16 protein-coding genes are annotated in these 12,381 nt (G+C 26.7%); 7 read left to right on the top strand and 9 right to left on the bottom strand.

The features are described from left to right. Positions 1-70: 70 nt before the first annotated feature. From ACKU3H_RS13635 to ACKU3H_RS13625, 3 genes are read left to right on the top strand one after another with little or no spacing between them, the layout of a single operon-like run. Positions 71-655: a tRNA-uridine aminocarboxypropyltransferase gene (locus ACKU3H_RS13635; protein WP_320034420.1), complete on the top strand. Its 585-nt coding sequence runs from the start codon at positions 71-73 to the stop codon at positions 653-655. 3 nt (positions 656-658) lie between these two features. Next, positions 659-1,135 carry an RNase H family protein gene (locus ACKU3H_RS13630; protein WP_320034419.1) on the top strand — a complete coding sequence of 159 codons (477 nt, stop codon included), beginning with the start codon at positions 659-661 and terminating at the stop codon, positions 1,133-1,135. Further along, positions 1,132-1,686, top strand: a complete 555-nt coding sequence (locus tag ACKU3H_RS13625; RefSeq protein WP_320034418.1) for a YqiA/YcfP family alpha/beta fold hydrolase — start codon at positions 1,132-1,134, stop codon at positions 1,684-1,686. The genes ACKU3H_RS13630 and ACKU3H_RS13625 overlap by 4 nt, the downstream gene beginning before the upstream one ends. Before the next feature lie 18 nt (positions 1,687-1,704). Here the strand turns inward: ACKU3H_RS13625 and ACKU3H_RS13620 are convergent, their stop codons facing one another. The 7 genes from ACKU3H_RS13620 to ACKU3H_RS13590 all read right to left on the bottom strand — a co-directional run bounded on the left by ACKU3H_RS13620 (position 1,705) and on the right by ACKU3H_RS13590 (position 7,772). After that, positions 1,705-2,634 (bottom strand): c-type cytochrome, encoded by a 930-nt coding sequence (locus ACKU3H_RS13620; RefSeq protein ID WP_320034417.1) that lies wholly within the window; start codon positions 2,632-2,634, stop codon positions 1,705-1,707. A gap of 82 nt (positions 2,635-2,716) precedes the next feature. Continuing rightward, on the bottom strand, positions 2,717-3,841 hold the full coding sequence (locus ACKU3H_RS13615; protein ID WP_320034416.1) for a HAMP domain-containing sensor histidine kinase: 1,125 nt from the start codon (positions 3,839-3,841) through the stop codon (positions 2,717-2,719). After that, complete coding sequence (locus tag ACKU3H_RS13610; protein WP_320034415.1) at positions 3,825-4,490, bottom strand: response regulator transcription factor; 666 nt, start codon at positions 4,488-4,490, stop codon at positions 3,825-3,827. Before ACKU3H_RS13610 ends, ACKU3H_RS13615 begins: the two co-directional genes overlap by 17 nt. Further along, a complete protein-coding gene (locus tag ACKU3H_RS13605) occupies positions 4,487-5,383 on the bottom strand; it encodes a cache domain-containing protein (protein ID WP_320034414.1) in 897 nt (298 codons plus the stop codon). Before ACKU3H_RS13605 ends, ACKU3H_RS13610 begins: the two co-directional genes overlap by 4 nt. A 56-nt stretch (positions 5,384-5,439) precedes the next feature. Beyond that, positions 5,440-6,231: a hypothetical protein gene (locus ACKU3H_RS13600; protein ID WP_320034413.1), complete on the bottom strand. Its 792-nt coding sequence runs from the start codon at positions 6,229-6,231 to the stop codon at positions 5,440-5,442. Between the two features lie 5 nt (positions 6,232-6,236). Further along, positions 6,237-7,214: a signal recognition particle-docking protein FtsY gene (gene ftsY / locus ACKU3H_RS13595; RefSeq protein ID WP_320034412.1), complete on the bottom strand. Its 978-nt coding sequence runs from the start codon at positions 7,212-7,214 to the stop codon at positions 6,237-6,239. 3 nt (positions 7,215-7,217) lie between these two features. After that, positions 7,218-7,772: a TlpA disulfide reductase family protein gene (locus ACKU3H_RS13590; RefSeq protein WP_320034411.1), complete on the bottom strand. Its 555-nt coding sequence runs from the start codon at positions 7,770-7,772 to the stop codon at positions 7,218-7,220. Positions 7,773-7,832: 60 nt separating this feature from the next. Here ACKU3H_RS13590 and ACKU3H_RS13585 point away from each other — a divergent pair, with 60 nt between their 5' ends. From ACKU3H_RS13585 to ACKU3H_RS13575, 3 genes are all read left to right on the top strand, one after another. Next, positions 7,833-8,369, top strand: a complete 537-nt coding sequence (locus ACKU3H_RS13585) for a 5-formyltetrahydrofolate cyclo-ligase (RefSeq protein WP_320034410.1) — start codon at positions 7,833-7,835, stop codon at positions 8,367-8,369. Between the two features lie 10 nt (positions 8,370-8,379). Continuing rightward, the gene (rny, locus tag ACKU3H_RS13580) at positions 8,380-9,924 is read left to right on the top strand and encodes a ribonuclease Y (protein WP_320034409.1); all 1,545 of its coding nucleotides are present in this window, start codon (positions 8,380-8,382) and stop codon (positions 9,922-9,924) included. A 229-nt stretch (positions 9,925-10,153) separates the two neighbouring features. Beyond that, positions 10,154-10,567 (top strand): TOBE domain-containing protein, encoded by a 414-nt coding sequence (locus ACKU3H_RS13575; protein WP_320034408.1) that lies wholly within the window; start codon positions 10,154-10,156, stop codon positions 10,565-10,567. 21 nt (positions 10,568-10,588) lie between these two features. On the opposite strand, the gene ACKU3H_RS13570 is transcribed toward ACKU3H_RS13575, so the two are convergent. Both ACKU3H_RS13570 and ACKU3H_RS13565 read right to left on the bottom strand, forming a co-directional pair. Continuing rightward, positions 10,589-11,089, bottom strand: coding sequence for a DUF2062 domain-containing protein (locus tag ACKU3H_RS13570; protein WP_320034407.1), 501 nt, complete (start codon positions 11,087-11,089; stop codon positions 10,589-10,591). A gap of 63 nt (positions 11,090-11,152) precedes the next feature. After that, the gene (locus ACKU3H_RS13565; RefSeq protein WP_320034406.1) at positions 11,153-11,638 is read right to left on the bottom strand and encodes a DUF4405 domain-containing protein; all 486 of its coding nucleotides are present in this window, start codon (positions 11,636-11,638) and stop codon (positions 11,153-11,155) included. A 151-nt stretch (positions 11,639-11,789) separates the two neighbouring features. On the opposite strand from ACKU3H_RS13565, the gene rsmD reads away from it, so the two are divergent. Then, on the top strand, positions 11,790-12,380 hold the full coding sequence (rsmD, locus tag ACKU3H_RS13560) for a 16S rRNA (guanine(966)-N(2))-methyltransferase RsmD (protein ID WP_320034405.1): 591 nt from the start codon (positions 11,790-11,792) through the stop codon (positions 12,378-12,380). Position 12,381: the final 1 nt, after the last annotated feature.

The following is a 12,381-nucleotide window of genomic DNA, read 5'->3' as shown; positions in this document are numbered from 1 at the left end:
TTAAATTTTAGGATGTGTATTGATACAAAGGGATGTTTGCTTTAAATGTTATAGACCAAAAACTAGTTGTATGTGTAAACATATAAATAGTATTGATACAAAAACTAGATTTATAATATTGATGCATCCAAAAGAGTATAGAAAAACAAAAAATGGAACAGGACACTTTACAAATCTTTCTTTAAAAAATTCACAAATATATATTGGTATTGATTTTTCAAATCATGAAAAAATTAATGAGATAATTGATAATCCAAATATTAATTCCTATGTTCTTTATCCAGGGGAAAATAGTATAGAATTAAATTCACAAGAGTTACCTAAAGATAGTAAAGAGAATGTGATTTTTATTATTGATTCAACTTGGCCTTGTTCTAAAAAGATGATTAGGCTAAGTAAAAATATAGCTTCTTTGCCAAAGGTTAGTTTTAAATATACACAAGAGTCAAATTTTAAAATCAAAACACAACCAAATCTATATTGTTTATCAACTATTGAATCTGTTTTTTGCGTATTAAAGTTACTTAACAACCAAAAAATAGAAAATATAAATGAATCTCAATTTGAAAATTTTTTAAAGCCATTTGATGAAATGGTTGAATATCAGTTAACTTGTGCAAAAAAATCTCAAATTAGAAATAAAACTATAATCTAAAATATGAAAAATATAAAATTATTTTGTGATGGAAGTGTTAATCCAAAAACAAAAATAGGTTTTGGATCATATTTTATTTATGATGAAAACAAAGATAAACAAGATATAGAAATAAAAAAATTTCTTGAAACTTCTTCTACTAAACTAGAAATGGAAGTTTTACTTTGGGCTTTAGAAGAAAAAGAGTTAGTGAATATAAAAGTATATGTATATACTGACTGTCAAAATATTTTAAAACTTTTAGATAGAAGAGAAAAGTTAGAAAAGAATAATTATTTAACCAGTACAGGTAAGATGGTTAATAACACAGTTTTATATAAAAAATTTTATTTAAAATATGATAATTTGGATTTAGAATTTATAAAAGTTAAAGGGCATAAAAAATCAGTTTTAAAAGATGAAATTGATAATTTATTTAATCTTGTAGATAAAGCTTCTAGAAAGGCTTTAAGGGAATTTAATAAAAAAGAGGAAATATGATTATATATATACATGGATTTGGAAGTAGTGGTTTTGGTGGGAAAGCTTCACTTTTTAGGGAATATTTTGAAGATGAGGTTATTACACCTTCTTTATCTTATGTTCCTAATTTGGCAATTGATACTTTGGAGCAAATAATTGAAGCTTTTTTAAACAAAGATGAAAAGGTAGCTTTAGTTGGGTCATCTTTAGGGGGATTTTATTCAATCTATTTAGCTAATAAATATAATTTGAAAGCTGTTTTAATAAACCCTGCTGTGTATCCATATAAAACTCTTGATAAGATTGGAATGGCTATGAATTATTATGATGGTAGCTCTTTTGAGGTAACTAAAGAGCATATTGATTCTTTAAAAGCTATAGAAGTTACACAAATAGAAAATCAAGAAAATTTTTTAACACTTCTTCAAACTGAAGATGAAGTTTTAGATTATAGTGAAGCTGCTGATAAATTAAATGAAAGTGAACTTATAATAGAAGAGGGTGGAAATCATTCTTTTGAAAATATCGAAAGTTATTTTAGAAAAATAGGGTCATTTTTAGGGGTGTAAATAGTAAGCTAATGCTTACTATTTACCATTTTTGATTGTTTGTAAATCTAATCCTAATGCTTTAAAGTTAGATTCTACACTATGTTTTTCTTCTAAAACTTTTGAGTTATAATAACCCATTTCTTCTTTTGGTAATAAACCTTTTTGTAAATCAAAGTCTGCTCTTTCTTGTGCATTCATATATAAAACAACATCTGCAACTTCTTGATCACTTAAGCTTCCACCTTGACCTAAAGGCATATTTGATTTAACCCATGCTGCAGCTTTATCAAGTTTACTCATACCAGCACCTGTGTTATAAGCTAACCATTTACCATCTGCATCTTTTCCCCATAATGGAGGGAATGCACCAGGGATACCTGCACCATTTATTCCATGACATGAAGCACATCTTTTTGCATATACATCTTTACCTGCTACATAGTTTTCATGTGTAGCTTTTTTCTGAATAGCTTTGAAGTGTTTTACAGCTTTAGGATATAGTTTTGTATTATGTTCACTCCAAGGACCTTTTTCATTCATTTTAATAGTAGTTCCCTCTGATAACCAAGTGATATATGCAGCAATAGCCATACTTGCTTCAGTATCAATAATTGGTCTTTTACCATTCATACTTCTCATAAAACAGTTATTTGATCTATCTTGTAAAGATTGAACTGTTTTTTCTCTTTTTGACCATGCAGGGAAAGCAGCAGCTGTTCCAATCCAACTAGAGATTCCTTCTCCTGTTCCAACTTTTCCATCTGCACCTTTTAAGTGACAGCTTTTACATTGTAGTTTATTTCCAACTAAATCTTTTGTCAATGGATGAGTATCTGTATTATTTACAATATCCTCTCCAAGTTTAACTAATTTTCCTACTTCTCCTGTTGGGTAATTAGCAGGTGCTTTATACTCCAAACCAAAAACTAGTGTTGCTAGACCTAAAAAAAGAATTAACTTTTTCATGACTTCTCCTTTTAATTTTTATTATTGTAACAATTGAATATAAATTAAAAGTTGTTTTTTAGATATATAAATTAAGTTTTAATTAAGATATTGAATATGTAAACTTTGAACCTTTGTCTTTTTCAGATTCAACATCTATCTCTATAAAGTTTTTTTTGCAGATATTTTTTACTATATTTAAACCAATACCAAAACCACCCTTGATACTCTCTTCTCTATGGTATCTATTAAATATTTTTTCTGTATCTGTTATACCTATACCAAAATCTTCCACACTAAAATAGATATTTTCATTTTTGTATAGTTTTATAATAACTTTGGAACTCTCATTTGAATATTTAATTGCATTTGAGATTGTATTATCAATTATTCTTTGTAGTTCAATTCTATTTATTTCAATATTTATATTATCTTCTATATTTTGTTCAATTTGGATTTTTTTTGAAAAAGCTAAACTTTCAAACATCTCAATTCTATGTTTTAAAAATATACTAAAATCTACAATCTCTTTTGAATAGGCTACCCTTTTTTGTTTTATTAAGTATTCTATATCTTCATATGTTAAAAGAAGTGATTTTACTGCATTTAGAGATCTTTTGACTTCATTTGAATTTTTATCTTTCTCCTCAAGTAATTCAAGATTTAATTGTAAAACACCCAAAGGGGTTTTTATTTCGTGCATTGCATCATTGAAAAATCTATCTAGATATTTATTTGCTTTTTTGTATGGAGTGATTGTTTGTTTTAATATTATATAAGCACTAATAAATATAAAAAGACCAATAGATATTGTAAGGATTGATATTTTTAAATATATCTCATTTAAGTTTAATTCTTTTATTAAAACTAAAGAGTGGGCATTTAATCTATTTGTATTTAAAATATATTTTTTTGAAATAGTATCTTTATTATCTAAGTTTTTATTCATAGTTGAGTAGATTAGATTATTGTTTTTGTCATACAAATAAGCATCATAACTAAAAGATTTAGGAAAATAAAATATATCATTCTTTGAGTTATTGAAATCGTAAATTGCCCTTTGAATATTTAAACCTTGATATTCTAACTGGGCTTTTTGATTATATTTATAGCTTTGAATCTCACTTTGCATATAAAAGTATGCAGGTATACAAATTAATATAATGATTAAAAAAGTATAAGCAAGGGAGAGTTTTGTTAAATGGTTTTTACTAACTAACTCTTGCAATTTTATATCCTATACCACGTTTGGTTTCTATTAAATCTTTTGAAGTTTTATCTCTAATATTTTTAATAAAAACTCTAATATCTGCCTCATTCATATATTTTTCATTCCAAACTTCACATCTAAGTTGTTCTATACTTACATAGCTGTTTTTATTTGTAATAAGTAAAAAAACTATCTCTAATTCTTTTTTTGTTAAGTTTACTAATTGTTCATTTTTATACAATTGCATAGTAGAGATATCATAAGAAAAATCTTCATTTATTTTTAATCTATTTTCATTTAGCGTAAAATAAAAAGATTTTATAAGTTGCTCAACTCTGTATTTTAATTCTTTTGGGGAAAAAGGTTTTTTTATATAATCATTACATCCTAATTCATATCCCATACTAAGATTATTTATATCTGTTAAAGAGGTTATAAAAATAACTGGGATATTGTTTTTATCTTCCCTTAGGCTTTTTACTATTTCATAACCATTAAGACCAGGAACTCTTATATCTAAAATCAAGAGGTGATAGTTTTTTTCATATATTGCATCAAAGGCTTCAGTTCCATTATCAAAATCATCAACTTGATAATTTAATGTTTCTAAGTATTCTTTAATACTGTTTTTATAATCATAATCATCTTCTAACAAAAGTATATTCATTCTATTATAATCCCGCTGTTGTTTATTACTCTTTTTTTCTCATAAGAGTTATCTATAATTATATTATCATCATTTGATAAAGCAATTATTATATATCCTAGTTTTTCCCTATTTAAAGAATAGATGGAAAAATAGCTAAATGCTTTTTTTTCACTTGTGAAATAACCATAATCTTTTAATTTTTCTAAATTAAATTTTTCTAAAGAGCTGATATTATTTTTATTATCATTTACCAAAGTATAGTTTTGAATTTTTTTATTTTCTATTAAAGTATCAGCTATGTTTAGATAACTATTTTCCAAAAGAATAAAGGTTTCATACCCTTTTTGTTTTAATTCATTTTCTAAATAATCAAAACCTATAATTACCTCAATTGAACCAATCTGTTCATTATTATTAAAAATAGGGGAGATAGCTTTTATATTTAAACGTTTTCCCAATTCTATAGAGACTAAAGGTTTATTTTCTTTTGCAACTTTCACTAAACCCTGTCTAAAAGATTCAAGGGGAATATCTTTTTTAGTAAAATCCCAGCTTCTAATATATGTTGTTAAATCTTTATTATGTATTTGTACATCAAAACTACTGTTTTGAAGTTTTTTAAGAAGATTGATTTTTTTATTTACTATTATAAAACTTTGCCTTCTATCTTTTTTTAGAAAACTATTTTTTAATTCTTGATCTTGAGATAATAATAAAGATAAAGATAAAGCATATCTTTTTTGTTCTTCAAATAAGTATCTTGTTGTAGTTAGTCCATTTTCAAGTTGCGATAATAGATTATCATTTTTATCAATTTGTGTTAATTTATAGAAAATAAAAGAGAGTATAATAGCTGTAATAACTAATACTAAAAAGATATAACGGTTAATTTTAGAATCAAATATTTTCAATATAAATCCATTTTAATTTATTATAAAATTTATCACAAAATGGATAAATTTTATATTTATAACTCTTGAAGTGTTCTAATAAGTTTATAATTATTTATAACATCTCTACTAACTTTATTATAAATAAACTTAGTTTCAATTATATTTGCTAAAAAGTTAAATTTATTTGCTACAACTTTTAACTCTTTATCGATTGTTTCATTTTTTGTTAGTTTCTTATATATATTAATAATCTCTTTGTAATCTAACTCTTTTTTTAAATCACTTAATGAAACTAGAAAAAGAAAAAAATCTCTAAACTGTATATCATGTAGGCTAATATCATTTGAAAACTTATCTTCAAAATCAATAGCTGAGATTAAATCATCTTGTAAGGTATAGTTTTTAATTTGAGAACCCGCGTGGTACTCATTTGCATTATGAATTTGAGCTAATACATTTACAGTTTTTTTAATAAGTTCTTCTACTGTTGAGGTTTCAAGTTGGGTATGTCTTATATATTTTCTTAAGTTAACACCTTTGTCTTCTAAAACTAAAAAATCTTTTTGACAGGCTACAACCTCAGGAACATTTATATTTTTCACTTTTAGTCTTTGAAGTTTTGTTACTTCATGGTATAAAACGCTTTCTTTTTCACTTGGAACAACAGGCATTAAACCTTTTGCTTTTGTGGTTTTGTATATTAGTTTATGAATTAAACTTGAATCACTTTTGCTAGAACGTTTTAACCAATAAAATTTATTATCATGCTCTATATGTAATATAAACTCTTTGTTGTTTTTAACAATATCTAAAATCTTTTCTTCAAGCTCTTTACTTTTGAAGAAATATATATCTTTATTAAACATTAAATCTATTTTTCTTCCGTATATATCTCATCTAATAACGAGTCAACGAAATTATCAGGACTAAATTCAATTAAGTCTTCAGCGCTTTCTCCAATACCAACATAAAAAATTGGTAGTTCTAATTGATTTGAAATAGAAAAAAGTGCTCCACCTTTTGCTGTTCCATCAAGTTTTGTAACAATAATACCATCAACACCAACCATCTCATTAAAGGCTTTGGCTTGTGCAATTGCAGTATTACCTTGTGTTCCATCTAAAATCATTAGTTTTTGATGAGGTGCATTTTCCATAGCTTTAGAACAAACTTTTACTATCTTTTTTAACTCATTACTTAAGTTTGTTTGTGTTTGTAAACGCCCAGCTGTATCAATGATAACATTATCAATATTTTTAGCCATTGCTGAAGATATAGTATCGTACGCAACTGCACTTGCATCATGCCCTTGTTTTGTTTTTATAATTGGAACATCAAGTTTTTGTGCCCAAGTTGATAATTGTTCAATTGCAGCAGCTCTAAAAGTATCTCCTGCACCTAAAATTACCGACTCTCCAGCTTTTTTAGTTCTATTTGCAAGTTTTGCAATTGTAGTTGTTTTTCCTGCACCATTAACTCCAATTATAAGTCTTACAAAAGGTCTTGGAAGGTTTGATAAATCTACATCAGGCGCATGTTCAAAAAGCATTACAAGTCTATGTCTTAACTGTTTTCTTGTAATCATATCTGGAAGTCCATCCATAGCTTTTTCTATGATTTCATATTCCATATCTGCTTCAATTAATAACTCTTCAATATCATCAAAAGATATTTTCTCTTTTTTGTGGGGAACAACAGTTTTTATATTTTCAAAAGTTTTTGATAAAGCTTTGCCAAAAAAACTTTTAGATTCTTCCTCTTTGGTCTCTTCTTCTAAAACTTTATTTTCTTCTAACTCTTGTTGTTCTAAATTTTGTTCTTCTTCTTTTTTCTTAAAAAAACTAAACATATATTATTTCCTAAGTGCTCTTTTTATGTCTGTTTCCATCATCTCTTCAGGAACTATCCCTACATATTTTTGTACAGTTTTACCTGTTGTATCAAAAAGAAACATTGTAGGAATTATCTCAACTTTGTCCATCATTTCAGCTATTTTAAAATTATTAGTATGATTTGAGACATTATAATTTATATTATATTCTTTTATAAAGTTTTGAATTTTTTCATCTTCTGATAAGACACCATTTTTTTCACCCATATTAATAGCAATAATCTCAAAATTGTCTTTATATTTGTTCTTTAAGTTGACTAAATGGGGAATTTCAGCTTTACATGGAGGACACCATGTTGCAAAAAAGTTTAATAATACAACTTTACCTTTTAACTCTTTAAAGTCAATTCCTTCTGCTGTTTTTTCAATAGTGATTTTTGGCATTAATTGTGAAGTTATTTCAAACTTTACCTCTTTTTTTTCTATTGTTTCTTTTTTCTCGTCTTTTTTTGAATCACATCCAGTAACCACTAAGATAACTGAAATTATAAAAAATGCGATTTTTTTAAACTGCATTTTAATTCCTTGCTGGTAAAATAATTTAAGGTAAGGATTTTACCAAAGTAAGGCTTAAATATGGAAAGAAATCACAAAAGTGATTTTAGAAAATCGTGTATAAAAAGATTAGAGTTTACAAGCCGTTTTTTAAAGTTTAGCAAAGAGAAAAAAACAGTAGAAAAATTAAAAAGAATTATAAACAAATATGATGCAAAAAATATTTTGTTATATATTCCTATGGATATGGAAGTAGATGTACTTCCTTTGATAAATAATTTACGTAAGGAACAAAAAAATGTTTATGTTCCTTTTATGGTTGGGGATAGTTTTAAATTAGTAAAGTATAGATTGCCACTAGAAGCCAAAAAATTTGGTATAAAAGAGCCAAAAAACTCTTTTTGCATTAATAAAAAAATCGACTTAGCTGTAGTGCCTGTAGTGGGCATAGATAAAGAGTGCAAAAGAATTGGTTTTGGTCGTGGAATGTATGATAGGTTTTTTTATAGGTTGAAATACAAACCAATTACTGTTTTCACTCAATTGACACTTTGTAAAACAAATGAAACTCTAACAGATAAATACGATATTCGGGCTGATTATATAATTACAAGTTAAGGTTTTGAATATGGAATTAGTAGGAGTTGGGGTAATTGTTGCAATCTTAAGTGTTGCAATTACTGTTTTTGTTCTAAAGAAAATCAATAAAGCAAAATTTGATATATATATTGAACAAGCAAAAGCGAAAGCAAAGGTTATTGAGCACGAAGCCGAAGTGGCTTTAAAAGATGCTCAACTAAAAGCAAAAAGAGATTATGACAGAGAGTTTAAAACTGCAAAAAGAGAGTATGATGAATTGCTTTCTCAAATTGAGAAAAAAGAGAAAGAGTTAAACCATCATCTTGAGTCAGAATTAAAAGCTATAAAAGAAGAAAAAGCTCAAATTGTTGAAAAAAATGAGAAAATCACAACAATTAAAGAGGGTTTAAAAAGACAACAAAAAACTTATGAAGAAAAGATTTCTCAAGCTATAAAAGTGCTTGAAAATGCATCTGGACTTACAGAAGATGAAGCAAAAGATTTAATGCTTGAAAAAGTAAAAGAGGACAGTAGAGCAAAAATCGCTTCAATATTTAGAAAAAAATATAAATTAGCAGAGCAAAAGTGTAAAGAAGAAGTAAATAATATGCTTTCTCATGCAGTTACTAGATATGCTGGTGAGTTTGCTGCTGAAAGACTTATTAATAATCTTCCATTAAGTGATGAAGAAACTAAGGGTAAGATTATTGGTAAAGAGGGTAGAAACATTAAAGCTCTTGAGATGTTATTAGGTGTTGATATTATCATTGATGATACTCCAAACACAATAACTATTTCATCTTTTAATCTTTATAGAAGAGCAATTGCAACTAGAACAATCCAAGAGCTTTTAGAAGATGGAAGAATTCAACCAGCAAGAATTGAAGAGATATACCTAAAAGTAAAAAGTGATTTTGATAAAAACATCTTAAAAGAGGGTGAAGATGTTATTATGGAACTTGGTATTAAATCTATGCATCCAGAGTTGATAAAACTTATTGGTAGATTAAGATATAGAGCTTCATATGGTCAAAATGCTTTAGCTCATACACTTGAGGTTGCTAATTTAGCAGGATTATTAGCTGCTCAAATGGGTGGAGATGCAATTTTAGCTAGACGAGCAGGTATTTTACACGATATTGGTAAGTCTTTAACACATGACATGCCAGGTTCACATGTTGATTTAGGTGCCGAAATCTGTAAAAGATATGATGAACCAGATACAGTTATAAATGCAATTTATGCTCACCATGGGCATGAAGAGCCAATAAATGTAGAGAGTGCTGCTGTATGTGCTGCTGATGCTTTAAGTGCAGCAAGACCAGGGGCTAGAAGAGAAGTTCTAGAAAGCTTCTTAAAAAGAGTAGAAGAGGTTGAAAATATCTCTACATCTAAAACAGGTGTTCTTAATGCTTATGCAATTAATGCAGGTAGAGAAGTAAGAGTAATAGTAAAAGCTGATTTAGTAAATGATGATGAAGCTATTTTACTTGCTACAGAAATAGCACAAGAGATTGAAGAGAAAGTTCAATATCCTGGTGAAATAAAAGTAAATGTAATTAGAGAGCTTAGAGCCTCTTCTTACGCTAGATAATACTATAAGTATGTATGATTTAATTAAATCATATATACTTTTTCTTTTTTTATAATAATTCAAACAATTAATTCATTATTTTTTATACATTTAGCCTTTATCTATATTTTGTATATTCTTGTATAATAGTCGTAATGTAGGTAGTTCTATATCGACTTTTATATATAATGAATATAGTTATTTTTAAGTTTTTTAGGAATATAATTCTTTTTTAATTAAAGGATAAAATATGAAAACAAGCGCAAGAAATGAATTAAGTGGAAAAATCATTGACATAAAATCTGGTGAAGTGATGTCAGAAGTTAAAGTTGAAGTAGCTCCAAGTGTTATAATTTCAGCGACAATTACAAAAGAGTCTACTAACTCTTTGGGTTTAGATATTGGAAGTGAAGTGTCTGCATTGGTTAAATCATCTTCAGTAATTATTTCAAAAGAACAATTAAAAGCGACAGCTAGAAATATAATTAAAGCAGAAATTGTTGATATTAAATCAGGACAAGTTAATTCTGAAGTAAAATTAAAAGTTGGTGAAAATGTAATTTGTGCAGTTATAACAAACGAAGCAGTTGAAGATTTAAATCTTACTGTAGGTTCAATTGCTTATGGAATTTTTAAAGCTTCAAGTGTAATTTTAGTAGCATAAGTATAAGTGAGATTTTCTCACTTATCTTATTTTTATTTTTCGTCTATCTTTTTTTACTGAATATATCCAAAAAAAGTTTACTAAAACATAACAAACTACAGCACTAAACAATCCCACAACTATTGCTCCACTCCAAAGAGAAAGTGCTATCTCTTCAAAGTTGTCATACATTGAATGAAAATTAAATTCAACTGGATGTTCAGGTTTTATAATTAGTTTTCCAATTTGGTATTCAAAATAGAATAGTGCAGGCATTGTAATAGGATTACTAATAAATATCAAAGCAAAACTGATTGGTAAGTTCATATTAAAAATAATTGCTAAAAGTGAGGCTAAAACCATTTGAAGTGGCATAGGTAGGCAAGCTACAAAAATACCTATAAATACTCCACCAATAACTTTTTTTCTACTTAAACTCCATATCTGCTTTTTATTTAGAAAATTACCAAATATTTTTAATAGTTTTTGTTCTTTTATTTTTTCATGTGTTGGTAATATTTTTTGAAGTTTTTTTCTTGGCAAAAATACCCTTTAAATTTTTGTTGGAATTTTATCAAATAAAGGGTGTTTTTTTAATTACAAAATTTAATTACTTGAAATTATTGCTATTACTTTAAATGGACTATCACCGTTTGCCTTAGCAATAGCTCCAATAGTTTTACCATCAAGCCCTGTCATCTTTGCATTTTGTAATTTCTTCATCGCTTCATCTTTTTCTATATTTAAAACTTTCAAAGAAGCATCAATTGGAGCACTAATAATACTTCTAAGAACCATACCTTTTGGGTCATCTCCTCTATTTAAACTTTGTGAAACAAATATTCCACTAATTATTGCAACAACAATTGAAGCACTTATAAATATTTTTTTGGTAAAGTATTTTTTCATAGCTTTCCAATTTGCTGTAACATGTAAAATAGCAGCAGCTACAAAAGCTAAACCTAAAATCTCATGTAATTCTTTAACTTGACTATTAAATATTTTAAAATACAGCATAACTCCACTAATTCCAACAACTAAAAAAATCAGTGTTGCTAAAGAGGTTGCCATATCTTTAAATTTAAATTTCATCATTTCTCCTTCAATTTAATAATAAAATTATATAAAAGCTAGATAACTAAAATTAAACTCAATCTTAATATAATATTAACAAAATCAATTCAAAATCAAATCCTTAACTTTTTTTTATTATAATACGCCAAATTAAATAGTGAAATGAGTTATGAAGAATAATAAACCAACAACAAAAATTATTGCAGGAAAACATAAAGGGAAAGTAATAGAGTTACCCTCTTTAGATGTTACAAGAAGTTCAAAAGCAAGACTAAAAGAGTCTTTATTTAATGTTCTTCAATTTGATATTATTGATAAAATTTTTATAGAAAGTTTTGCGGGAAGTGGAAGTATTGGCCTTGAAGCGATTAGTCGTGATGCAAAAAGAGCTTATTTTGTTGAATTAGATAAAAATTCATATAAAATCTTAACAAAAAATTGTAAAAATATTGAGCCAGATAAATGCCAAACTATGATGGGTGATACTTTTATCCAAACACCATCAATCTTAAATAGTTTAAAAAACTCTTCTGATGAATTGATTTTATATATTGATCCACCTTTTGATTATAGAGATGGGATGGAAGATATTTATGATAAATCATTTAAGATGATAGAAAATATTGAAAATGATAATATTTATATTGTTATATTAGAACATGTTTCAACATTGAATATGCCAGAAGAGTTAGGTAGATTTGTTTTAAACAAAACAAAAAAATTTGGAAAGAGTTCTCTTTCTTATTATATAAATAAGTAGC

Origin of the sequence: Halarcobacter sp. (assembly GCF_963675975.1) — a bacterium.
GTDB lineage: Bacteria > Campylobacterota > Campylobacteria > Campylobacterales > Arcobacteraceae > Halarcobacter.
This window is presented reverse-complemented; position numbering and strand designations above follow the sequence as displayed.